Source organism: Thermofilum sp., from assembly GCF_038871435.1.
In the GTDB taxonomy this organism is placed as follows: domain Archaea; phylum Thermoproteota; class Thermoprotei; order Thermofilales; family Thermofilaceae; genus Thermofilum; species Thermofilum adornatum.
The window spans coordinates 291,007-314,306 of sequence record NZ_JAVZIC010000002.1; the positions used below are offsets into that span (position 1 = coordinate 291,007).

The following is a 23,300-nucleotide window of genomic DNA, read 5'->3' on the forward strand; positions in this document are numbered from 1 at the left end:
TTTCTTTACATAGTTGTCCTCATAAAAGAAAAACAAAAATAATCAGTATTTTAGATGGAAAATAGAGTAAAAACTAGAGGCATGATATTACAATGTATTAAAATGGGTTTAAAGGTTTGAATTTGAAGGTAAAAAAAAACGTAGATGCTGATTGGGGACTTCCCTTTTGACCATTAAGTAGTCATAGTTCACCAATTATCTTTATTCCGGTTTTTTGTATGTCTCTCGAGACTTTCTTTATTACTACCAATAGTATTGGTATCTGCAGTAGTGTTGTTAAAAAGAGCAAAAATAGTAAATGTGAATCCAGTGGTTGCTGGCCTGCAAGCTTCGTGGCTAGCTGGGGGCCTAGGAGTGGTACAAAAATTATTTGGGACAGGCGTTCTTCATTTATAGGCATGAGTGCGAGTCCTAGGAACGCTAGGCTGGCAATGTCGAACATGTATCCGGGGATACCTGTTTTTAGCGCTAGGGCCCCCAGCAGAAGCCCGTATACAGCGGACTGCACAACTAGTAGTATAAGGGTTAGCAAGACGTGAATGGGGTAGTGTATGGCTATCTCGGCTCCAGCTATTCGGAAAATTATTAGTGTTATAGTGGAAGTTATTCCTGAGGAGAGGAGAAGAGGAATGATTCTGCCTGTTAGTACTAGGAAGACGGATGTTCCTCTGGCTTCGTGTTCCTCTATGAGGCCTAGGACTCCTAGGTAGTCTACCCAGCCGCTTATCATCCATGCTGAGTTCGAGATTATTGTCCAGGCTATTAGTCCCAGGAGGTTTTCTGCGAGGAGCTGTGTTTTTCCTGAAAGGACGAAGCCTAGGAGTAGGGTAACTATCCACAGAGTGTCTGTAAGAGAGCTCGAAATCATGGAGAGTAGGTATCTTCTGGCTCTAATCGCATGGAGCCATATGACTGCACGGGTCCTCCCCATCTATATCCCCCTTACCAATAGTTTTTCTTCGGCCCGCTTTGCTAGGCTCGCTGAGACAATGTTGTATCCAATGGTTAGTATCATCATGGCGACTATGACGCTTGTAAAGAATCCTCCTGTTTCGAGATGTTGTGTCAACATGTCGGCGGCTTCAACGATGTATGTGGTTGGCAAGAGCCTAGAGATTGCTTGGAGCCATGGTGGAAGGACGCTTAAAGGATAAATCGCTCCCGAAGCCAGTAGGATTATGGGGGTTATCCAGTCTAGCCAGGGTGATTCTTCTTTGGCCATGAGTGTTAAGCCTGCAAGAAGCATGCTTAGCCCTATTAGGGGCAAGAGTCCAAGTATGAGTAGGAAAAAGACCCCGGCTACGTATTCGAGGGCGCTTAGTAAGTCGAGGTATATAACAAGTAAAGGCAGGAATACAAGTGTTTTCAGGAGGTTTTCTAAGAGATATTTTGGTAGGAAGGTTATGGTAAGTGATACAAGCAAACCTTCTGGCACTACCGTGTAGTATGGGAGAATGCCGTGCATTCTGAGGATTATTCCTCTTCCTGCTATGTCCCAGAGGACATCTATCGATCCCGTAACAGTGAGGCTGAGTAGCACGAGGTCTTTTGGCGATGTTTCTGCTTGTAGTTGCTGGTAGAGGAAGTAAAGCATAAGGAGGACGAGGTATGGCCTGGCAAGTAATGTGAATAATAAACCCTTGTTGTTCTTTAGTATCGAGACTTCGAAGAACAGACCCGCCCTTAACATGTTTAGGAATGAATGCTTCATAGCTTAAACACCTCTTTGGCCTGTGAGCTTTACAAATACGTCTTCTAGCGATGGCTCAAGAATGCTTATGCTCCGGACTTTTAGCCTTGAAGACCTGAATTCGTGGAGTAATTTTTCCATTGTTTCTTCAGCCTGAGAGACTGGGACCGAGATTACTATTTTCTCTGCTATACCCTTCCTGTGGTAGATTTTTACCTCGTTGCTTGGAAAATCTTTGAGGATGTTTAGTGCCTGTAGTCCCGACATGCTTGGTAGTCGTACCTCTATGAAGACTGTGTCTGCAACCCTTTTCTTCAGTTCATCGATGGTGTCGATGGCGAGAATTCTTCCTTCTGATATTATCGCTACTCTGTCGCATATAAGCTCTGCCTCGAAGAGGTTATGAGTCGTTAAGAGTATAGATTTTCGTTTCTGGTGTGCGAGGTTTACCAAGAGGTGTCTTATACGCCTGGATGTCACAGGATCTAGGCCAAGTGTAGGCTCGTCCAGAATTAATACGGGAGGGTCAAGGAGCAGGGCTCTAGCTATGCTCAGTCTTGCCTTCATTCCTAGAGACATTTCCTCGTAGAACTTTTCCGCCTGGTTCTGGAGCCCTACGGCCTTTAGGGCTTCATTTACTCTTTCTTCAAGCTTTTTACCGCTGAGTCCGTAAAGCATTCCAAAATATTTTAGGTTTTCCCGGGCTGTCAACTTATAGAAGAAGCCTTTTTCAACACTTAGAGATATGCCTATATGTTTCCTTACCTTTCCTCTCTCTTTTACCACGTCATATCCAAGAATCTTTGCGGATCCTTCGTCTGGTAGGAGGAGCGTAGCTAGTATCTTGACAAGGGTAGATTTTCCGGCACCGTTTGGTCCGAGTATTCCGAGGATTTCGCCTTCGTTTACATTAAAGGACACGCCTTTGAGTGCCTCTATACGGCTCTCAACTGTTTTAAAGAGCCCTACACGCTTCCTAGTGATGTAGGTCTTCTTTAGTCCTTGAACCTCGACGGGATACATCCATTTCACCTCCAGAAAACTGGTCAAAAACCGGGTGACGCTTTGGAGTATATCCTCTAACAAGATATGCTTTGAGCCTATATAAAAAATTTTAGGACTCTTTTCTCCTAAGTGGCAAGCCAGCTAATAGAGCCATAACCGAGCTCATGAAGGCAGTAGTTGCGATGGGCTGGACACGCAATAAGCTACTGAAGCCCACACCGAGCATTGGTCCGAAGAAGTAGCCCACTCCAATAAATGACTCGAACAGGGATGTATATAGATGAACTTCTAGGCTCTGTCTTTTGAAAACTCTTTCTAAAGCAATGCCGTAGACTATTCCTTGCCCTATTCCTGATAGAAGTGCGGTAGATACGTGAATAAGCGAATCATTCGTATACACCACGAGGGCAGGAGTTAACATCAAGAGGGCGGCTAGGTCTAGTCTTCTCAATTTATTGGGAACCCTGTCGAATAGATAGAAAAGAAGCGTTCTAGAAAAAATCATGCCGAAAAGGGTCGCAGAGAGGAGAATTTGTGGAAGCTTCCTGGCTTCGACTAGGACAGGGTAAAACGTTATTAGTCCCGAAGAGTTTAGGGAGTATATTATACAGAGAAGCCATGCAATAGCGGCCTTCCTGAGAGATCCCAGAATGCCGGCAGGAGTGGCTGGCTCTATTCTCCTTTTGTGGCTAAAAATCGCGAAAGAAACTAGAAACACCGAGAATCCTGAGAAGAATAGAAAGGTAAATGCTGGCTCCACAAGCGACAATGGGTAGACAGATGCCATTGCAAGAAGGGAGCCAGAGCTCCAGGAAAATGAAAAGGAAGACACTTTTCCACCGACACTGGATACTGCATTTTCTATGGACGGCCAGAATATCCCAAAGCCTAGGAGTACAAGGCTTGCAGCGATAAAGATGACCACGATTGAATGTGAGAATAAAAATAAGAGGTATCCTGCTGTCAAGAGATTTAGAGAAAGAATTATTGTCTTCGAGTCCCCGAGCCTGCTAACTATGAATGAAGATAGTAATGCGCCTACAATATATAAAAGTGAAGAACTGCCTGTGATTATCCCTATCTCTGCCTCACTGTAGCCTAGCCTTAGCATATAGAGAACGATGACTGGGACAAGCAGTCCCTGCAGAAAAGATAAGGAAAATGATAAGGCGTAAAGTCTTTTCATGGGAACTCACCGGCCTCAAATGGGAAGCATTACAACTATTGATTCTAGAAGCGGCACGATAAATGTCAGAACGAATCCATGCATAATGCTTGGAACTGCGGCTTCCTCGCCGTAAGTATAGATAAAGACTGATAGTGTGTTGTCCATGGTCGTTGCTCCCCCGAGGCTTATTGTTGCCACCTTAAACCTTGATAGAAGTGGTGTAAGTATAAATGTTGCTTGTTCCCTTAGGATGTTTACCAGGAATGCTGTCAGCCCTGCCGATGGGCCAAAAAATTGTGCAACAAAGGGACCAGCGAAACTGTACCACCCAAGACCAAAGAGGATCGACAGAGAATACCTGAGAGACACTCTGAGAAAAATCGAGGCTACAATGCCAGCTAAGAACGCAGAAACCAGGGTTACCGATAAGGCCTTGAGGAAAACGTCTCCACCGTTCCTTATTGCCTCAAGGTTAATTGTTGTATGCATTGCCAGACCAGTGGCAAAGATTACTGCGAGTACTAGGGGCCATATGACTTGGGACAGGTATGCTTGAAGCCAATTAGCGTATATACCCGTCAGCCACCCTGAGGCTATAGCTATAATTATCGGGTAATTCGGTCTGGCTTCTACATGAGCCGAAATTCTGCGAGACCGTTCTGTGTAGAAGCTACCTATACCAAAGACAAACAGGATAATTAGCGCCAGAAATATGACTGTGTGATATAGAGAGACCTTTAGCGCCTCTATTCCGCTAGCCGCGGCCCATGCACTTATGCTCCAGACTAGTACGAGAACTATTCCCTGGAAGACAAAGCCCGGAAGCTTGATGTTAAAAACCCTGCCGATGAGTAGGGAAGCGAGAAATACGATTATTACCTCAAGGGACCCTAGATCCAGCATAGGAAGGCTTCACTGCTCATGTCTCGTAAACATGTTTTAAATTTTCTTGAAAATTATTCATTGTTTTGGCGGTGTCTTGGCAATTATATCTAGGATTGTGCAGAGTGAGTCGACAACTGGTATTTCTTCTGGAAGACTATAATAGGGGTCAAAGAAGTTTGTCTTGACTACTATTGCTTTGAAGCCTGCATTGTAGACCTCGAGGGCAAATTTCGCTCTATCATCGACGTGTACAATTTCCTCTCTTGGCACGCCCAGCTCTTCTGCTACCTTTATGAGTCCATCTACACGTGAAGGCACATCTTCATATACAACGATTATCTTGTCGAAAAGCTGTGCTAGACCGCTCTCAGCTATCCTCTTGTACTTCATCCCGGGAACACCGTCGCCACCAGACACTGAAACGACTTTTCTGCCAGCCTTCTTGAGCTCGGCGAGGAGCTTAAATGCGCATTTATATGGCTGAGACCCCCTGATACGCGCCTCGAGCATAAGCTCTTTAAACTTCTCTACGTCGTACTTTACATTAATAGAGTATTTGCGGGCAAAATCTTCCAGGAAAACGTGGAACTTGCCGTAGTCCATGACACCTTGTTTTTCAAGCTCATACCACTTCATGTAGACCTCGTCTGTAAGCATTTCAAGCATGTTTGCTGGCACCCCTATGTATAGGAGGAGTATCTGGATGACGTCCCGCATATAGGTGTAGCTGTCTAGAAGTGTGCCATCGATGTCAAAAGAGAAAACCTTTGCATCCCTAACGATTTTTTCAAGTGTTGCCATGTCTATCGCTTGGCATAAAGAGGATTATACCCTTTAAATCTTTCTTAAAAAGAAAGAAAAAACACTTTAAGAAAGAAATTTTAATTTCAAGCCAAGGTTTTTGTATCTACCAGTGACCCCTGTGAATCAAAGAAGTAAATCCTGGACGGCAAGAATCTTATTGTATCGTCGACATTTACCTTTGTGGTGAGGTATAGCTTTACAGGCTTGTCAGAGCCGATATCTGCCAAGACTACCCACTTGTCTCCCCTATACTCGGAACCTATTACTCTGCCCTTGATTCCTTGGTCGTCTAGACGCGTATGCTCTGCCCTAAAACCAATATATCCAATATTTTCAACACTAAGACTTTTCAGTTCGGCTATGCTTTCGATCTGAGGAATCAGAATGTTTGCAGGTAAGATATTCATTCCTCCAACAAAGTCTGCAACGTATGTGTTGACGGGTCTGTTGTATATCTCTTCTGGAGTCCCTGTTTGAATTATTTTGCCTTTGTGTAGTATCAATATTTTGTCTGCTAGAGACATGGCTTCTTCTTGGTCATGTGTAGCCATCACAGTCGTGATGCCTACCTGTTTAACGAGGGTCTTTATTTCCCAACGTACACTTGCCCTGAGAGCCGGGTCAATGTTGCTGAATGGTTCATCCATTAGTAAAAGTTTGGGTTGCTTAACTATTGCTCTAGCAACTGCGACTCTTTGTTGCTGTCCGCCTGATAGCTGAGATGGTTTATGGTCAAGAACATGGCTTATACGCAACATTTCTGCGACTTCTCTGACCCTTTTCTTTATCTCCTCCTCGGGCAATTTACGCATTTTAAGTGGGAATGCAATATTGTCAAAGGCTGACATGTGGGGATACAATGCATAGTTTTGGAAGACGTATCCGATGTCCCTTAACTCTGGCGGTACATATGTTTTATTGGAGTCGTCTACTACCCGCCCATCTATTACTACTTCGCCTTCATCAGGCCGTATAACGCCTGATATGATGTTCAAGATTGTGGATTTGCCTTCTCCGCTTGCCCCGAGTATTACGAGGAACTCTGATTTTTCGGCTGTCAATGAGACTTTGTCTAGGACTCTGTTTTTCCCATACGACTTCGAGATATTCCTAAGCTCTAAAAATGCCATTCTCCTCACCTTACCCCTTAATACCACCCGTAATTGCTCTCGAAATATTTTTCTGAACAAACGAGACAAATATCAATGCAGGAATTATGCTTAAAACATTTGCCGCGGCCATGACACCCCACTCTACAACGTATTCGCTACTTACCATTTGACCCAGGATAACTGCTGCTGTTTGGTACCTACTGCTTGAGACCATAACGCTTGAATACATGTATTCGTTCCAGAGATTCAGATAGTTCATTATTACTGCAGAGATAATGCCTGGTATACTTATGGGGAGAATCACATGGATTAGACGCGAAAAGCTTCCGGCTCCATCAAGTCTTGCCGCTACTTCTATTTCTCGTGGGAGATCCAAGAAGAAAGATGTGAGAAGCCAAATGGTGTAGGGCAACGTGTATACTTGATAGCTAATAGCGACGCCGAGAGGAGTATTTGTTAATTTTAGTCTCCACAGCCAGTCATAAATAGGTACTAGCAGGCTTCCCGGGGGAAGCGATTTGACTAGAATCACTAAACCAACTGTGATAACCCAAAGATGGTAGTTAATCGGTAAACGTGCAATCGCATAGGCTGTAGGAATTGAAATCACAAGCGATATTAAGACTGCTAGTGTGATAAAATAGAAAGTATTGAACATGTTTTGGTAGAACTTTAGCTTGTCAAGCACATAAACGTAATTATCCAACGTGTAGTGGACTGGCGGGAATGTTCTCTCTCCTGGAGGCATAAAGCTTATGAGGATAAGGGAGCCTAGCGGTATAATCACTGAGAGAACAATTATAACTAGTATTGCATCACTCAGCGACGCCATCCTCTTATCACCATTATCATGTATGGAATAATCACAACCATTGCTAGAAGGATAAATATCACGGACATAGCTGACCCAAACCCTATCTCGAGACCTCTAACACCCCGATTGTAGATTTGTAGTTCGAGCGTCTCTGTGGCTATTCCCGGGCCTCCTCTTGTTAATAGCTGGACCTTGGCGAATATTCTAAAAGCGTCGATCAAACGCAACAGAAGCACAGCCATAATGACGTTCTTGGTGAGCGGTAGAAGTATCTTTGTTGTCAATTGGAACTTGTTTGCGCCATCCAGCCTGGCCGCAGTAACTATTTCTCGGGGAACTGTGGATAGCCCTGCTAAAATGATAATCATTACGAATGGTGTCATTTGCCATGCATCCATCAATATTATTGTAGGCATAGCCCATGTAGGGTCGTTTAACGGATCAATAGGGCTAAGACCTATACTCTTTAAAAATATGTTGACTATACCGTAGTCAGGATGTAGAAGGAACCTCCATATAACAACTATGTTTACGGCAGGTAGAAGCATTGGAACTAGCATTAGTGGAAGGAAAAGGTATCTATATTTGCTCCAATACAGTAGAGAGGCAAGCAAAATGCCGTATAAAAGTTCAAGAGTAGTCGCTACGATGACGAAATAAATCGTGTTAAAGACTGCTGTGCGGAAGATCTCATCGTTGAACAGGCTTACAAAGTTTTGTAAGCCTATAAAGGTGGGTTCAGTAAAGCCAAGTTTGTACCTGAAAAACGACATGTAGATTGTGTAGATAAGGGCATAGAGGAATACTCCTAGTCCAACTAGGCCCGGTAAAAGAAAAATTTCTTTTTGGAGGAACTCTCTTAACTTCATATTGTAAATATCCTCTGAAGGTTATTTTAGGACTTTATGGCTGAAGTTACTTTAACCATCTCTTCATGTGCCTTATTGATTGCTTCCTCAGCGCTTATTTGTCCTAGCAATCCCATGTAGAGGTATGTACCCACGTTTTCAGCCATGTCTCCCCATAGCGGGTTTGTCCTAACTGGTTTAGCGTTTAATATTATTTCGCGGAATTTGTCTGCAAGCCTTCTTTTACTCTTGTAATCATCATCTGTAAAGACGTTAAGTCGTGTAGGTGGCAAGCCAGCCTCTAATGCGGCGCGTTTTTGTGCTTCAAATGACGTGCTTACCTTTACGAATTCAATTGCTGCATCTGGATTGGTGGTAAAAGCCGATGCGGCCATATACCACACTCCTGATTGGGCTCCAAAGAATGTTTTTTGCCTTGGATAAGGCTGAACCTCTATTTTTCCTACTACCTGAGACTTTTGTGGGTTGTCAATGTCAGCCAGCCATCCGTTCCATGCCACACCAACTGCAACCTCGCCCCGAAGTATAGCGTCGGAATACTCTGCAAGACTCTGGAACTCAGTCATGCGTGGATGACTGTAGTTCTTTAGTTCCTTGAAGAATTCCAGGGCATCTATAGCGGCTTGGCTTTTTAGCGCGGGAGTTACTCCGTCATCTGCGAAGTATCGTCCACCGAATGGATAAAGAATTGCTGGGAAGGTATCTTGAGCTATGGAGGTGCCTTTGACTGAATAAGCGCCGAAGCCATATAATTTGACTCCTACGTCTGTATACTTTGATTTTACTTTTTTAGCAATTCTTAAAACGTCGTCCCAGGTCTGGGGTGGCTGTTCCCCTATACTGTCCAGGATATCTTTCCTATAGAACAAGAAGTTTGCATTACCAGTTATCGCCTGGGCGTAGGTCTTACCGTTTACGGTTGGCCAGCTCTTCAAAGAGTCGGGATAGTTGGAAAGGTTTGGTTGATCAATTGGAAGCAACCAGCCGTTGTTTATCATCATGTGGATCCAGGGCTCGTCAATGTATAATACGTCGTAGTCTGTAGACTTGTTCCGCATGGAAAGAACTATGGTTTGATATTCGTCTGTGTATCCCTTTGGAACATAATCGAGGGAAACGTCGGGATACTTCTTGGAAAATGTGTCCATCAAGTTTCTGACAATGGTCTCGTGGTAACCTGAACGTCCAAGAATAGTTAGCTTGCCGCTGAGCGTTTTTGGTTTCTGTGGTTGCTGGCTTGGGGTGCGGGTCAAAAAGTAGACGCCTCCGCCTAGAACTGCAACTGCAACTGTTCCTCCTAGGATGTAGAGGAACTGCCTTCTGGTTACCATTTTTCCACCGGCGATTTAGTTAGTGTAATTGTAGTATATAAACATTTTTGCAAATTCTTTATAAAATGAGTAAATCGTTTACTTTAGGCCTAATATATTCTTTATAGTCTAAAAAGACCGTTAGACTTTTAGATTAAAGTAGTCGTTCGAGTACATTTTCTATCTGTCTGGAGAGCTGTGGCGAGTAGCCAATGAATCGTGTAAATTCTTTTCCACGGCTGAAAACAATGAGGGTTGGTATACTCATGACTTGGTATTCCGCCGCAAGGTCAGGGTTTTCGTCGATGTTTACCCTCAGGAAGGCAGCTTTCCCCCTGTATTTCTCTGCGAGGGACTCAAATATTGGCTCTATTAGTCTGCAGGGGGCACACCACTCTGCCCAGAAATCTGCTATTGCCAGTTTGCACTTTGCCAGGTTTTCGTGGAAAGTTATACTGTTGCCGTTGGCGTCGTAGGGGCATGTGGCTTCTCTCTTTGTGGCGCCCTCTTTGAGCAACATTTCTTTTAGCATTTTTCTCTTGATTATTTCAAGCTCGCTCTCCATTTTGCGTCGACCAAGAAAGTTAGTTTCTTGAAGATTTAAATAGATAAGTATGGTTTTTAACTTTTAAAAGTCTAGATATATAAATCTTTGGGCATTTTACAGGCAAGCAATAAAGAGAAATACTCTTGGCTCAGCCTCTTATCTATTATATAGCAAAAAATTCATTAGTTTCCTGGTTTTTTATAGGCTTTGTTATGAAGAAATATATACTTGTAATTGACCAAGGAACGACTGGAACCAGAGCAGGCATTTTCGGAGAAGACGGGAAACCTGTCCCAGGGGGATGGGCCTACCGCGAACATACCCAGATTTACCCTCGGCCAGGATGGGTTGAACATAACCCAGCAGAGATCTGGGAGAAAACCCTGCTTTGTATAAAGGATGCCGTTCAAAGGTCAAAGATTTCCCCTAGAGAAATAGTAGCTATTGGAGTAACGAACCAAAGGGAGACAGTAGTTGTTTGGGACCCCAGAACTGGGAACCCGCTTTACAACGCGATTGTCTGGCAGGACCGGAGAACAGCTACGATAACGGATAAACTCAAAGAGAATTATTCTGAGCTCATACACAAGAAGACCGGGCTTGTTCCTGATCCGTATTTCTCAGGTAGCAAGATCCAGTGGCTCCTAGAAAACGTGGATGGTCTCAGGGAAAAGGTAAAGAGGGGAGAGGCAGTTTTTGGAACTATCGATACGTGGATTATTTGGAACTTGACGCGTGGCTCCCGGGAAGTCTTGACGCCTGAAAAGGGCGGCGCACATGTGACAGACTATTCTAACGCGAGCAGAACCATGCTCTTCAACATTGAGAAGTTGAGCTGGGATCAAGAGCTATTAGAGCTTATGGGTAAAATACCAGAAGAGTCCCTGCCACTTCCTCGTCCCTCAAGCGACAAGGAAGTATACGGGTACACTGGTCCAGCGCTAAACGGCATATTTAACGGGGCAAGCATACCTGTGACGGGCGACGCTGGAGACCAGCAGGCGGCACTTTTCGGTCAGGCAGGTTTCGAAGAGGGAGAAGTCAAGTGTACCTATGGTACGGGCAATTTCATCCTTTTGAATACTGGTTTAAGGGTCTTCTATTCGGGGAGAGGCTTGCTGTCGACGGTTTTCTATTCTCTCGAGCCTGGTAAAGCTTACTATGCACTAGAAGGGAGCATCTTTATCACTGGAGCTGCTATCCAGTGGATAAGAGATGGATTAAAGATCATCGAGGTTTCGCCTGAAATCAACCCCTTGGCAGAGTCCGCAGATGATACGGGTGGTCTTTATTTCGTCCCCGCATTTACAGGGCTAGGCGCACCCTACTGGGATCCTTATGCAAGGGGCCTCATCATTGGTATTACACGTGGAACAACGAGGAAACATATCGCTAGGGCGACCCTAGAGAGCATTGCCTATCTGACACGCGACGTTGTTGACACTATGAAGACAGATGTAGGGAGGGATATAAAGGTCTTGAAGGCGGATGGTGGCGCGTCGCAGAGTGACTTCTTGTTGCAGTTCCAGGCAGATATTCTTGGAGTTGAGGTAGTTAGACCGCTTGTGCGTGAAACAACGTCTCTAGGTGCTGCTTACCTTGCGGGTCTAGCGGTTGGAGTGTGGGGTAGCTTAGAGGAGCTGAAGAGGCTGTGGGTAGAGGAGAAGAGGTTTATCCCACAGATGGATCCCTCGAAGCGTGAAAAGCTTTACGCTGGCTGGAAAGCGGCTGTCAAGCGTGCTCTTGGATGGGCAAAGGAGGTACCTTGGGCTTACGGCTACTCGGAGTAGCAATATGTATATAGCTATTTATATCTTTTAATTAAAAAACTTTTTATATTATTCATAGGAATAATCTATGAGCCGGCTTGACAAAGCATGTTGTCGTTATCGGTGGAGGCGTGACTGGTGCCGCAATAGCCTATGACCTTGCCCAGCGGGGGGCAAGAGTCACACTGCTGGAGCGTGGCTCGATAGGCAGTGGTACGAGTGGTAGGACGCATGGGCTTCTGCATAGTGGTTGCAGGTATGTCGCTGACGTGGATGTTGCCAGGGAGTGCTACCTCGAGAATGTTACTTTGAGGAAGATTGCCCCGTTCCTTTTCGAGAAAAATGGAGGGCTATTTGTTGCGATAGACGAGTCTGATCTAAAGTACAAGGATTTCTTTTTGAAGAAGTGCGAGGAGGCAGGTATACCGGTGAAGGAGCTAGACAGGAACGAGGCGTTGAGGCTCGAGCCGAACCTTAACCCTGGGCTAAAGGCGGCTGTCCTTGTTCCGGACGGCACGTTTGATCCGTTGAAGGTTATGCTGAGCTTTTTAGCGTCGGCAAAACTGCACGGCGCAGACATAAGACCATTCAGCGAGGTTGTAGGCTTCAGGATAGAGTCTGGAGCAATAAAGGCTGTCCGTGTCCTCGACAAGACGTCGGAACGCGAATACGAGCTCGAGGCTGACTATGTTGTCAACGCTACTGGTGCCTGGGCAAACAAGGTTGCCAGGCTCGCTGGTCTAAGCGTGCCGGTGAAGCCGAGCCCAGGCGTCATGGTAGCCCTCAACGCCAGGATTGGTCACAGGGTCTTCAATAGGCTGAATAAGCCCGGAGACGGCGACATCATTATTCACCAGAGGGGGACTTCGGTGATTGGTACGACTTCTTGGGTAGTGGAGGACCCGGACACGGTTACTATACCCAGAGAACACGTCGAACTAATGCTGAAGAGGGGCACAGAGCTCGCACCGATAGTTGCAAAGCTAAAGGTGAAAGCTACTTTTGTCTCTTCTAGGCCGCTTGTAGGGGCTGTCCAGGCATCTACTGGCAGGGAGGTTAGCAGGAGCTTCGCAATAATTGACCATGCAAGGGAAGGGGTCGAAAACTTTGCCAGCATTATTGGTGGGAAATTTACTACTGCCCGGCTGATGGCCGAGAAGATGGCGGACTTCGTAGCGGAGAGGATTGGAATAACTCAGCCTTGCAGAACCGCTGATACACCTCTTGCTCCTTACTGGAGCTATTTCACATGAGGTGAGGCAACTGTATGAAGTACCGCGTTATAATTAGAAAATATAAGACTGAATGGAGAGAACCAAAATACGTAAGCTACGAAGTTGAGGCCGACCCAGACACCTCCGTTCTCGATGTTGTTGAGAAAATTAGTCTAGAAAAAGACAGAACCCTAGCCTTTGAGCATGCATGCCATCACGGTGCGTGCGGCGCATGCGGAATGATTATAAACGGGGTAGAGAGGCTGGCCTGCATAACGAAAATAGGGGAAGTCGCGAGGAACGGGATAGTTGTCCTAGAGCCCCTGAGAGGATTCAAGGTGATAAGCGACCTGGCAGTCAACAAGTCTAGAATGTTTAAGCAGTATGCCCTCGTGAAGCCAGGGACCCATGAAAAAGTAGCGGGCACAGTAGAGGTAGAGAAGCTACTCGACTGTCTAGAGTGCGGCATATGCTATTCCGCGTGCCCAATCGCAAACACGTTTGAAGGATATGTTGGCCCCTCAGTTATAGCTATGTCCTACAAGTCTTCCAGCAACGGAAAAGTCCCCGCAATCATTGACAGCCGCAGGGGCGTGTGGGCGTGTCACGGGTCTTTCGAGTGTAGTGCAAGGTGTCCTGTTGACTTTAAGCCTGGCGAGACAATTATGAAGATTAGGAAAGAACTCTTGTTTGGAAAATTACAGGTGATATAAATGAATATAGGGTATGTTCTAAGGTCTTGGTTCAAGCTAAGGGGTAGAAGCCTGGAGCAAGTCTCATTTGCTGCTCGAAGACTAGCCGGGATAATTATGGCTCTATACTTCCTTGCACACATGATCGATATATCGACTGTTGTACTCGGAAAGGATGTCTACAATGCATTTCTAGGAGTATTCACATCTCCCCCAGCTATTTTGGTGGACCTGTTTTTGTGGGCCGCGCTAGTTATTCACGGAGTCCTAGGATTATACTCGTTAATAGTTGAGATGGGGATAATGGTAGAAAAGAGGAAAACTATTCTCGCCATTAGCTGGGTTACCATTGTTTTGTTATTCCTTATAGGTACATGGGTGATAATGAATGTCTTCTAGGAGTCGGTCTGGGAAAGCCTGGCTCCTCCAGGCAGTAACAGGGGCAATACTGACCCTGGCCGTCCTCGCACATATCTACAGGGTCCACTTGACGGGCTCCGCCCACGGTATTCCAACCTACGAGGAAGTGATATCTGCGTTGAAGAATCCACTCGTAATGGCGGGGGAAATTGTTTTAGCAGCGGCAGCAACCTATCATGCATTGTATGGCTTGCACATGGTGCTGGTTGAGGCACAGTTGCTACGTGAAGATGTCTCAAAGAAGATAATGCTGGTCATCGGAATAATAATCATGACTTGGCTGATAGGCTTCAATGTGATAATACTTTTAAAATAAAAACACAAAAACAAAATTATTTTTTGTTGTTTCCTCTGGCCTCTTCTTTTTTACCCTGATTTCCTTTGCCGTATCCCTCTTCTTCCTCTTTTACCTCTTTCTTAATAACGTTGATGTCTTTCTTTGCCTCTTGTATTTGTTTCTCAGCCTGTTTGAATAATTGTTTTATGTCTGCCTGCTTCTTGGCTTCCTTCTCTAGCTTGGACTCTGTCTTGTTGACTTCTTCCTCGAGTTCTTTTGTATCATTTATTGATGGTTTTCCTTTACCCTTTATCTTTGTGTGGTTGATTATTGGAGTCATGTTTAGAACCTGTGTAGCGTTGTTCTTGAGGATGCCTAGCTTCATTGCCCTGACTACTGTTACCTTGAGGGATGCTCTTTGAAGCTCTGCGTTGACAAGCCCAAGTATCTTCTTGACTGTTCCAAGGGTCTTTGCAAGCTCTGAGACAGTTATGTTGCCGGTCTGTAGCTTTGCCTCTGCATCGGAGAGTAGACTTTCTGCGTCGTCAAGCAGGTTCAGGGCGCCGGTTACATTGTAGATGGACTGGTTAACTTTGCCGAGGACGTTCTTAAGTTCAGCTATTCTTGCTTTTAGGACTTCTAGTTGGAGTACTAGGGCTGTCCTGTTTATAGCTGTGACATTTGCCGCGGTTATGTTGTATTCTTCTTGCTCTTTTCCTACCTTAAACTCTACATGTAGTGCGTCTGAGAGTTTCTCCTGTAGCTCGATAACTTCTCCGTAGGTGTTTATTGCCTTGATGGCATAGGTGGCAGCCCCTGTATAATTGCCATGGCTGTAAAGTTGCTTGCTCGTGTTTAGATAGGAGTCAGCTAGCTTCGTAAGGTTGAGTATAAGAGATAAATTGTATGCATACAGGCTTGTGTTTAGACCTGAAGTAGCGTTGACGAGTACACTGTTCCTGTAGTACACCTGTCTCTGCAACCTCTCAGCATTCGTTATGAGAGTTTCTGCGCTTTTGTCTGGGCCTGAAAAAACTGGTACAAGCATAGAGAGTATTAATACAGCCGCCAGCACTAATCCGATATTTCTTGTCCTCATGTTTTACCCCACAGAACATTACACATATCGGGTTAATTAGGAAAACTATGGAAAAAGCAGGAGAAAACGTTTTTCACCCAAGGAAAAACATCCATCTATGATTTTCATGGGAACAACTAGTGAGGACAAAACTTCAAGCGCGCGCTAGAGAACATTATTTAGAGGATAAAGCCCCTATATTCATGTACAACATGTAGAGAGCGACGAGAAAAATTATCACGGCATAGATCTTTTTCAATGTGCTCTGCGGAATCCTGGACATGAAATATGTGCCGGCCCACCCTCCAATGATTCCTCCTACCACATAGAGAAGTGTAAAAGTGATATCCACGTAGCCCTTGAGGAAGTATCTTATTGCTGTTAGAAAACCAAAAGAAGAAACAGCTATCTGGGAGGTTCCAATGGCCTGCACAATATCTATGGTAGAAAATGTGGTCAATGCGGGAACAATTAAAAAGCCTCCACCTATCCCGAAAAATCCTGAAAGAAAACCTACTCCTAAACCTGCACCTGCAAGCTTTAAAAATGAATTCTTTGCTACTTGGAACCCCTTGCTGGAATTTTCCTTTTTTGAGAGGATCATATTTATCGCAACTAGTATCATTAGCAGGCTGAAGAGGAAGAGAAGCCTCCTACCCTCCATCATTAGTCCAAGCTCAGAGCCTAAGTAAACACCTATAACGCCAGTAGAACTAAAAATTACTCCAAGCCTAAAGTTTACATGCCGCTTTAATGCATGGGGGACGATATTTAAGAGGGCATTTATACCAACAGCTAGGGCAGTTGTCCCTATTGCCCCATGGGGATCACTATAGCCTACGAGATAAATAAGCAAGGGAACCGCCAGAATGGAGCCGCCCCCGCCTATCAGCCCTAGAGAAAAGCCTACAATGCCGCCAGACAACAAAGCTAGAAACACTTGTATTAGGCTTATGCCACTCATAAAGCATGAGTATACCTTCTCTAGAACATAAACATTTATGTAAAAATAAGGAGCTATACACATGAAAACATCTATAGAGGAAGTAGAGGAAGTTTTTAACAGTGAATAATTTCCAAAGAAAAAATAATATTTTTTAAGGCTTTTTCCCTAGAGTGTTATTGGTATTGGTATTCCTGCCCAGAGGACAAGCATTCTGAGGGCCAAGGCTCCTATGAGCCCGCAAATCGCTGAAATCAGAGCAAGGTTTCTATCTTCCTTTTTAAGCAATACGAAGCCTAGACCCATAGGTACAAGTACTCCTATGATAATTACAAATAGCCAGAACGCCGGCGCCAGGGGGCCTAGGAAGAGTGCGTATGCGCTCTCTTGTGCGGCCTCGATACCCGAGTACAATGAGACGTTTATTAGAGCTACTAGGGAAACCAGTTCTCCTACTTCGAGTGTGAGTCCTGCCCGTGTAAGGAAGTGTATAATTGATTCGTTCTTTACGAGGATTTTGAGGATGGCCACTGCACATACTGAGGCTGAGAAGATCCATAGAACAGGGATAAGTGCGTTGTTCCAAGGGTATTCCTGGGGCATTTGCAATGAGGAATCCGCTGTATATCACGACCAGGAATCCTATAAGACCAGTCAGTACGAGGTACCATTTCTGATCCGTGAGCTTTTGTAGGCCTGGAACAAACGTATGCCTCAATAGCAACAGGAAAGAGAGCAACAGGAGAAGTGCAAGCACAGATATTCCGAAACTCATCCATGAGATGAATATCTTTACGATGAAGGTTCCCGATAGGAGAGACTGTAGGATTGCGAAGGGCATGTTTAAGGGCCGAGATAGGTCTGCTACAACGAAGACAAGCGCCAGCACAATGGAAACGAAGATTATCACTGATAATTCTTTTAGCTTCTCCTCGACCTTGGAGATCTTCATTAAGGCATAGGCCACACTGCCCATTCCAGCGATACCAGCGAACCAGAGGAAGAATCCCAGCACTACCGGGTTCCAAATTTCCTGGAATATCATCTTCCCACCACCACGAAGAATTTTGGTTTAGTACCCTTATACTCGAGCAACTTTATGACCCTGCCTGATTTAAGCCTCTTGTTGATTTCACTCTTGGGGTCGTCTAGGTCGCCGAAGGCCCTGGCTCCGGCTGGGCATACTGTTACACAGACGGGCTGTAGGCCCTGCTTAATCCTGGTCTGGCACTCTTCGCCCATGCATTTCTCCGGTAGCCCAAGAACGGGCTCAAGCCACCTCATGCCGTACGGGCACGCGGTCATGCAGTACTTGCATCCAATGCAGAGGCTCGGGTCGATCTTTACGAGACCATCCTTATCTATGTATGAAGCGCCCATCGGGCAAACGGTTAGCGCGCGCTACATGCGCTATATGTTATGTTTCATATACCTCAAATCTTCTTAGGAAGGGTCGCATGGTTCGAGGTGGGTAGTTATGTCTATTTTTGAGCTTGATAGATTCTTTATCTTCTTCTCAATTGTCTCCGAGATTTTGTGTGCTTCTTCTAGTGTATAGCTTGGGTCTAGGGCTAATGTGAGGTCCACGTGGTAGGTGTTTCCTGTCCACCTTGTACGGATTTTTCTTATTTCTTTTACTTCTTTTGTTTCCCTGAGAGCTTCCATTATTTTAAGTGTTAGGTCTGTTGGCGACTCGTCCATTAGTACGGAGGTTGTTTCGCGGAGGAGTCTGTAAACCTCGTAAGCCAAGAATGTGAAGAGTAGTGTTGCGATTGGGAGGTCTAGGCTGGGGATGGATATTGCTAGGAGTAGGCCTGAGCCTCTTACTGTGTCTCCTAGATAGTTTATTGTGTTTGCCCTAAGGGCGAGGCTCTTCTCGATTCTGTATCCAATATAGTTTATCGCTACAAGGAAGATATCTACAACTATTAGTCCAGCTGTCAAGTAGATTGCTTCTTGGTTGGCGTGAACCTGGTACCCGGTTGTTAAGCGTGTTAGTATTTCCCGAGCAATATAGAACATGGCAATTGTTGCGAAAATTCCAATTGTGTAGCCGGCTATTGCCTCTGCTTTACCGTGTCCGTAGTGGTGGTTTTCGTCTGGCGGCTTGTTTCCGAGCCTAACAGAGATGAACGTCAAAAGTGAGGTAGCTATGTCCGTCACCGAGTCTGCGAACTCGGTTAGTGCTGACATGCTTGAGGTGAGGAGATAGACTATGCCTTTCCCTATTGTTACACCTAGAACAGTCATGAAAGTTGCTATGGCTACTGCTTCTTTCTTGTCACCCATTAGTTCAGTCCTTGTCTGTACGAGAAAACTGTAGAATTAAATTTTTTGCTAGTAATCTGGTACGTTGCTTATGCTACGGGGGATAAATTTATTTCTTGGGACAACTTAGGCTTTGCGTCTAGATATGTTTGTGGAGGAGCTAAATGTCGGTGGACGCAGGGTTCCTCTTGTACACTTGGCAAAAGACGAAAACGCAATTGTTTTTTCCGATGTGCATTTCGGTTTAAGGTATGGTGGGAGGACACTTTCTCTCCACGAAGATCTCTCAAATTTTTTGGATCACCTCAACGATGAGGACAAGACTAGGCTACTGGTTCTCCTTGGCGACATTTTTGAGCTCTGGAGCGGGAGCCTGAGAGACGTTTTCCAGGACGCCTTGAATCCTTTGCGTCTTATTGCTCGCCTAAGTTCCTCGGTCATTTTTGTGCCAGGCAATCATGACAGGATATCTGCGAGGATGCGTTTCCCTGGTAGTAGGTGGGCTGGAGAAATATATGTTACTCCAGACATCCTCCTGCTCGACGTGGAGGGGAAGAAGGTCCTCCTTTTCCACGGCCACCAGCTGGACAACCTTTTCCTTCTTACAAAGGGTCTTTGGAGAGTCCAGTCCTATATCTATTTGTTCTCGGAGATGCTGTTTGCCTTGCCTGGGCCGCTCGAATGGTTTTTTGCAGCTTTGGCGACGCTTACCGTCCTTTTGTTGCTTTTCCTTTTCCATGCGACATCGCTACTCATGGAGGCTACAATTATCCTGGCAAGCATCATACTCTTTTCGCCCCTGATCATTCTTCTCTGGAGGGACCTCCAGGACAAGGTGTGGTACGGCTTTGTACAGAAAATTGGGCCGAGACTTTTCAAGAGTAGGCTACGTGGAAAGAGCATAGAGTCACTGGCAGTGAGCAAGCCTCTTAAAAAGCTAGTTTCATTTCTGGAGTCGTACCCAGAAATCGGCAGGGTGGATGTAGTGATTTTTGGACACACACATGTTCCCGGATTTTTGGTTAGCAATGGGAAAGTTTTTATCAACACTGGTAGCTGGGTAAAAAACAGTTATAATTCCGATAACGGCGTGGAGAATAAGACATACGTCAGGATAGAGGGGGGCAAGGTTAGGCTCTGCAAGTGGGACGGAAAGGAGGTTGTTCTCTTCGAAAAAGAGATTCAAGGCAAAAAACAAATATTCAATAATAATTATTACGGCTTATGATATCTCCGGACACATACTATACTTGTGTAGCAAAAAACTTGTCCAGACTAGCCTCTGAGTCGGCTTCTCTAGAAAATGTTCCCGAAATATTTTACGATTGTGCCAGAAAATTTTTCGACGACGTGGAACCAGTCCTTTTCCATGCTTTTGCTGGAAAAGAAGAGCCAGAAAGGATAAAGGAAACTCTCAACAAACTGGTATCAGAAAAAATCTCTTGGGTAAACATCCTAGGAAAAGACAAGAGGCTTGCTGAAATATTTAGGGCACTAGTCGAGGCGTTTTTTGGAGGCGTAGATCTTTCTTTGTTAACCATAGAGAGTGTCAAGTGGCTAGTCAATGGCTTATCCTTTGTGGAGGAGACTACTGGGGCTAGCTTTCACAAGTGCAAGGAGATAGCAGACGAGATTATTGAGAGACTTTCATACAATATTAAGGTCGAACCAAAAAAGGGAGAGCTTTACGTTGTCTCTATTATGCGAGAGAATCTGCCCTGGATGATAGATTACCTCTGGCCCCTCCTTACAGAGATAATAGTAAGCGAAAGGATCGAAGCCTTGCTTGAGGACGCATTAAGGAACATAGATTCTGGAAGAGCAATTCTAATTAGCGGTGAAAACGGCTGGGGAAAACACAGCTTTGCATTCAAGTTGTCTGAAAAGCTACTAAGCGAAAATTATACTCTCTACTATGGCTCTCAAAACGTAGCGTTTAAGCTCTCAGGTAAAAAGGTTGTCTTTACACCTGGCAAAGACTTTTTATTCACGCCTGCCGGCTGGGACGGCGCGTCGCGGCAACTAGTAGAACTTGAAGGAGTAATAACACTCGAGGACGCTGAAAAAATTGCTTCTTCTAGACTAAAGTGGGACGGGGTTGATGACGAACGGCTTGCCCACGAAATCGCTAAGAAAAGTATGGGAAATCCCTCCTATGTAGATCTGGCCTCTACATATCTAGGCGTTTGCCAAGTGCTGGGGCAAAATTGTGAAGTTCCAGGCGATATTGGTCTACTAGCTGAGAAACTTAGAAAAATCGTTCCAGTGAAGGTTGCAGATGCACTTAGGTTGCCTTCAATGTTTAAGACCAGGAGCTTCCCGGTAGAGTTAATAGAGGAGATTGACGAGGAGTCTGAAGCTATACTACAGAGACTTTTGCTAAAGGTTCCGCACCTGGGACTGTACTCTTTCAGGAACAGCTATGTCCAGGGGATGTTTCGGGAAAAGATATTGGTTCCAAGCAATATAGCAGAAAAGGTTTATTCATCCGAGGCCCCCTTCATAGCTTCATGGTTCCTTGTTTCAGGCGTACCTGGTGCAGACAAGTATCTGGCTTTTCTCGCACTAAACAATCTGCACAGCGAAAACTCTGTCGATATATTGGAAGCTGTTTCTATCCTGAGCAGGGGGACTGTTTCCTCTCTTTTAAGCAATACCACTCTTTTCAGGCTACATGTCTTGGAGAGACATGCCTCAAGCAACTATGCTATGGCCCTTGCCGAAGAGCTACTCGAGCTCCAGCTAGAAATCCTGAAAAAACTTTATGCTATTAATCCCAGGTACTCTGAAAAAATCCTGGAAACGTCCTATAGGCTTGCAGAGGCTAGGCTTTCCCGTTTTCTCCCAGAGCTTGCACTAGAGGCAATCGGTGAAGTGGAAAAGATTGGGTTAGAGAAGAACATACAACTGGAGACTCTGATGGGTATCGCATTTATTCATTTAAAGGACTATGCAAATGCCAAGAAAATCCTGGGAGGGGTACTAGAAAAAATGGGTGGGGCCGAGAATGCCAGCTATTATTCAGTGAAGCTTGCGTATTTAGAGGCGAAGATAAGAGAAAAGCAGGATCTGGACACATTGAGGGAGCTCGAGGACTTTGTTAAGCTACTTAGCCGTGGGAAATGTGAGTATTCAAACATTCTACTTGAAGCCGCTTTGCTTCTTAAAGAATATACGCAGAAGAAAAACTATGCGGTATGCATGCAGCTTACCAGGTGCGGGTATCCAGAGCTTGCCGCCACTTATGGTTGCTTTGAATAAAGGTGTTGATTCTAGGAAAAATTATTCTTCAATCCGCGCTCCACTGTCAGGCCATACTTTCCACGCTTCCTTAGCGCCGGCGGAAAGTGCAGACTTTACTATTTCTTCTTCATTTTTCTCTACTAGTGCTATGAGGCTTCCTCCCATGCCTGCGCCGCTCAGCTTTACAGCTAGGGCTCCAGCCTTGAGCATCGCGTCCCTTATCTTTTCGAGCTGGGGGAGGCTTACATCGTATAGGTCTCTTAGCAGTTCGTGCTGGTAGTTGATTTCGGGTGCTATCTCTTTTAGGTTCCAGTTTTCTCTCCTCATTTTTTCTACTGCTCTCATTGTTGAGGCCTGCATTAGGATGGTAAAGAGGATTCTTTTCCTTTCCTTTTCGGCTAAGATGTCCAGGTATGGCTCTATCTCATCTAGGCTAATTTGTTCCCATTTTGGCTGGTCATATCTGTATCCTAGTTTTTCCCTAAGCTCATGAGGAACTTTTGGGTTCTCCATTAGCTTCCTAAGGGCGCTATTTATCTCCTCCTGCCTTGATGGATGTATATCTGCGACACTATGCCTTATCCCAGAGTCTACAACTATGAGTTGCACGTTTCCAGGCTTTAATTCTTCTATTTCCACGGGAGGTTTGGGTCTCAATAGAATTATTCCGCCGAAGGCCGAAGAGTACTGGTCTAGTCTACCACAGGGGATGCCTGCTATCCTGTTTTCCGCCTGGAAGGCTAGCTCGGCTAAGTCCTTTTTTGAGAGGCCAAGATTGCAGAAGTGGTCGATAGCCTTCAGGAAGGACACTTCTAGTGCGGCGCTACTTGATAATCCGCTTCCAACGGGAACCTTGCTCGTGATGGTTGCCTTGAAGCCTTTTCTTAGGGGCTCTCCCAGATGCTCCTCTACAGCTTTCACAACTGCTCTGAGATAGTTTCCCCACCATCTTCCTTCGAGTAGTGACGGATTCAAGGGAGAGAACTTGTCGATGCAGTCTTTGCCCTCTCTGCAGAGGTCTTCGCTCTTGATTTCAAAGTAGTTGCTCTCCTCTATCACTGTTACGTATGTCCTCAGGTTTATCGCTATGGGAACAACTGGTAAACCCTTATAGTCCTGGTGCGTGTTGAGGAAATCCACTCTACCTGGAGCTGACGCAGTGAACACATGTTTTAATTCAACAATGGTGGAT

General features: G+C 45.2%; 25 protein-coding genes. 8 read left to right on the top strand and 17 right to left on the bottom strand.

Features of this window, described 5'->3' with window-relative positions; translation table 11 throughout:
* Window positions 1–181: 181 nt before the first annotated feature.
* From QXT17_RS03985 to trxA, 11 genes are all read right to left on the bottom strand, one after another.
* Window positions 182–931, bottom strand: coding sequence for a hypothetical protein (locus QXT17_RS03985; protein WP_020963025.1), 750 nt, complete (start codon window positions 929–931; stop codon window positions 182–184).
* Window positions 932–1,711, bottom strand: coding sequence for a hypothetical protein (locus QXT17_RS03990; RefSeq protein ID WP_342783178.1), 780 nt, complete (start codon window positions 1,709–1,711; stop codon window positions 932–934).
* Between the two features lie 3 nt (window positions 1,712–1,714).
* The gene (locus tag QXT17_RS03995) at window positions 1,715–2,713 is read right to left on the bottom strand and encodes an ABC transporter ATP-binding protein (protein WP_342783179.1); all 999 of its coding nucleotides are present in this window, start codon (window positions 2,711–2,713) and stop codon (window positions 1,715–1,717) included.
* A 91-nt stretch (window positions 2,714–2,804) separates the two neighbouring features.
* Entirely contained in the window at window positions 2,805–3,881 is a 1,077-nt protein-coding gene (locus QXT17_RS04000; protein WP_148682122.1) for an MFS transporter, read from the bottom strand.
* A gap of 15 nt (window positions 3,882–3,896) precedes the next feature.
* Window positions 3,897–4,766: a lysine exporter LysO family protein gene (locus QXT17_RS04005; protein WP_342783180.1), complete on the bottom strand. Its 870-nt coding sequence runs from the start codon at window positions 4,764–4,766 to the stop codon at window positions 3,897–3,899.
* 57 nt (window positions 4,767–4,823) lie between these two features.
* Complete coding sequence (locus QXT17_RS04010) at window positions 4,824–5,549, bottom strand: HAD family hydrolase (RefSeq protein WP_020963020.1); 726 nt, start codon at window positions 5,547–5,549, stop codon at window positions 4,824–4,826.
* An 86-nt stretch (window positions 5,550–5,635) separates the two neighbouring features.
* Window positions 5,636–6,682 carry an ABC transporter ATP-binding protein gene (locus QXT17_RS04015; protein WP_148684553.1) on the bottom strand — a complete coding sequence of 349 codons (1,047 nt, stop codon included), beginning with the start codon at window positions 6,680–6,682 and terminating at the stop codon, window positions 5,636–5,638.
* A gap of 10 nt (window positions 6,683–6,692) precedes the next feature.
* Window positions 6,693–7,496: a carbohydrate ABC transporter permease gene (locus QXT17_RS04020; protein WP_020963018.1), complete on the bottom strand. Its 804-nt coding sequence runs from the start codon at window positions 7,494–7,496 to the stop codon at window positions 6,693–6,695.
* On the bottom strand, window positions 7,484–8,347 hold the full coding sequence (locus tag QXT17_RS04025) for a carbohydrate ABC transporter permease (protein WP_020963017.1): 864 nt from the start codon (window positions 8,345–8,347) through the stop codon (window positions 7,484–7,486). The genes QXT17_RS04020 and QXT17_RS04025 overlap by 13 nt, the downstream gene beginning before the upstream one ends.
* 26 nt (window positions 8,348–8,373) lie before the next feature.
* Complete coding sequence (locus QXT17_RS04030; protein WP_020963016.1) at window positions 8,374–9,678, bottom strand: extracellular solute-binding protein; 1,305 nt, start codon at window positions 9,676–9,678, stop codon at window positions 8,374–8,376.
* 133 nt (window positions 9,679–9,811) lie between these two features.
* Window positions 9,812–10,222: a thioredoxin gene (trxA, locus tag QXT17_RS04035; protein WP_020963015.1), complete on the bottom strand. Its 411-nt coding sequence runs from the start codon at window positions 10,220–10,222 to the stop codon at window positions 9,812–9,814.
* Between the two features lie 194 nt (window positions 10,223–10,416).
* On the opposite strand from trxA, the gene glpK reads away from it, so the two are divergent.
* From glpK to QXT17_RS04060, 5 genes are all read left to right on the top strand, one after another.
* Window positions 10,417–11,994 (top strand): glycerol kinase GlpK, encoded by a 1,578-nt coding sequence (gene glpK / locus QXT17_RS04040; protein ID WP_288006126.1) that lies wholly within the window; start codon window positions 10,417–10,419, stop codon window positions 11,992–11,994.
* Between the two features lie 77 nt (window positions 11,995–12,071).
* A complete protein-coding gene (locus QXT17_RS04045) occupies window positions 12,072–13,226 on the top strand; it encodes an FAD-dependent oxidoreductase (protein WP_342783181.1) in 1,155 nt (384 codons plus the stop codon).
* 14 nt (window positions 13,227–13,240) lie between these two features.
* Window positions 13,241–13,900 carry a succinate dehydrogenase/fumarate reductase iron-sulfur subunit gene (locus tag QXT17_RS04050; protein WP_020963012.1) on the top strand — a complete coding sequence of 220 codons (660 nt, stop codon included), beginning with the start codon at window positions 13,241–13,243 and terminating at the stop codon, window positions 13,898–13,900.
* A complete protein-coding gene (locus QXT17_RS04055) occupies window positions 13,901–14,278 on the top strand; it encodes a hypothetical protein (protein WP_020963011.1) in 378 nt (125 codons plus the stop codon). It begins immediately after the preceding gene.
* Window positions 14,268–14,615, top strand: coding sequence for a hypothetical protein (locus QXT17_RS04060; protein WP_020963010.1), 348 nt, complete (start codon window positions 14,268–14,270; stop codon window positions 14,613–14,615). The genes QXT17_RS04055 and QXT17_RS04060 overlap by 11 nt, the downstream gene beginning before the upstream one ends.
* Window positions 14,616–14,631: 16 nt before the next feature.
* Here QXT17_RS04060 and QXT17_RS04065 read toward each other — a convergent pair whose 3' ends face one another.
* The 3 genes from QXT17_RS04065 to nrfD all read right to left on the bottom strand — a co-directional run bounded on the left by QXT17_RS04065 (window position 14,632) and on the right by nrfD (window position 17,200).
* Window positions 14,632–15,675: a hypothetical protein gene (locus tag QXT17_RS04065; protein WP_052885549.1), complete on the bottom strand. Its 1,044-nt coding sequence runs from the start codon at window positions 15,673–15,675 to the stop codon at window positions 14,632–14,634.
* A gap of 154 nt (window positions 15,676–15,829) precedes the next feature.
* Window positions 15,830–16,618 (bottom strand): sulfite exporter TauE/SafE family protein, encoded by a 789-nt coding sequence (locus QXT17_RS04070; RefSeq protein ID WP_052885682.1) that lies wholly within the window; start codon window positions 16,616–16,618, stop codon window positions 15,830–15,832.
* Window positions 16,619–16,765: 147 nt separating this feature from the next.
* On the bottom strand, window positions 16,766–17,200 hold the full coding sequence (nrfD, locus tag QXT17_RS04075) for an NrfD/PsrC family molybdoenzyme membrane anchor subunit (protein ID WP_020963007.1): 435 nt from the start codon (window positions 17,198–17,200) through the stop codon (window positions 16,766–16,768).
* A 77-nt stretch (window positions 17,201–17,277) separates the two neighbouring features.
* On the opposite strand from nrfD, the gene QXT17_RS04080 reads away from it, so the two are divergent.
* Window positions 17,278–17,559 (top strand): hypothetical protein, encoded by a 282-nt coding sequence (locus QXT17_RS04080; RefSeq protein ID WP_020963006.1) that lies wholly within the window; start codon window positions 17,278–17,280, stop codon window positions 17,557–17,559.
* A gap of 79 nt (window positions 17,560–17,638) precedes the next feature.
* On the opposite strand, the gene QXT17_RS04085 is transcribed toward QXT17_RS04080, so the two are convergent.
* Together QXT17_RS04085 and QXT17_RS04090 are read right to left on the bottom strand one after the other, a co-directional pair.
* A complete protein-coding gene (locus QXT17_RS04085; RefSeq protein ID WP_342783662.1) occupies window positions 17,639–17,977 on the bottom strand; it encodes a 4Fe-4S dicluster domain-containing protein in 339 nt (112 codons plus the stop codon).
* A gap of 63 nt (window positions 17,978–18,040) precedes the next feature.
* Window positions 18,041–18,886 carry a cation diffusion facilitator family transporter gene (locus QXT17_RS04090; RefSeq protein ID WP_020963004.1) on the bottom strand — a complete coding sequence of 282 codons (846 nt, stop codon included), beginning with the start codon at window positions 18,884–18,886 and terminating at the stop codon, window positions 18,041–18,043.
* A gap of 124 nt (window positions 18,887–19,010) precedes the next feature.
* On the opposite strand from QXT17_RS04090, the gene QXT17_RS04095 reads away from it, so the two are divergent.
* A complete protein-coding gene (locus QXT17_RS04095) occupies window positions 19,011–20,093 on the top strand; it encodes a metallophosphoesterase (protein WP_342783663.1) in 1,083 nt (360 codons plus the stop codon).
* Window positions 20,090–22,126 carry a hypothetical protein gene (locus QXT17_RS04100; RefSeq protein ID WP_342783664.1) on the top strand — a complete coding sequence of 679 codons (2,037 nt, stop codon included), beginning with the start codon at window positions 20,090–20,092 and terminating at the stop codon, window positions 22,124–22,126. Before QXT17_RS04095 ends, QXT17_RS04100 begins: the two co-directional genes overlap by 4 nt.
* A gap of 21 nt (window positions 22,127–22,147) precedes the next feature.
* Here QXT17_RS04100 and QXT17_RS04105 read toward each other — a convergent pair whose 3' ends face one another.
* Window positions 22,148–23,275, bottom strand: a complete 1,128-nt coding sequence (locus tag QXT17_RS04105; protein ID WP_020963001.1) for a galactokinase family protein — start codon at window positions 23,273–23,275, stop codon at window positions 22,148–22,150.
* Window positions 23,276–23,300 lie beyond the last annotated feature (25 nt).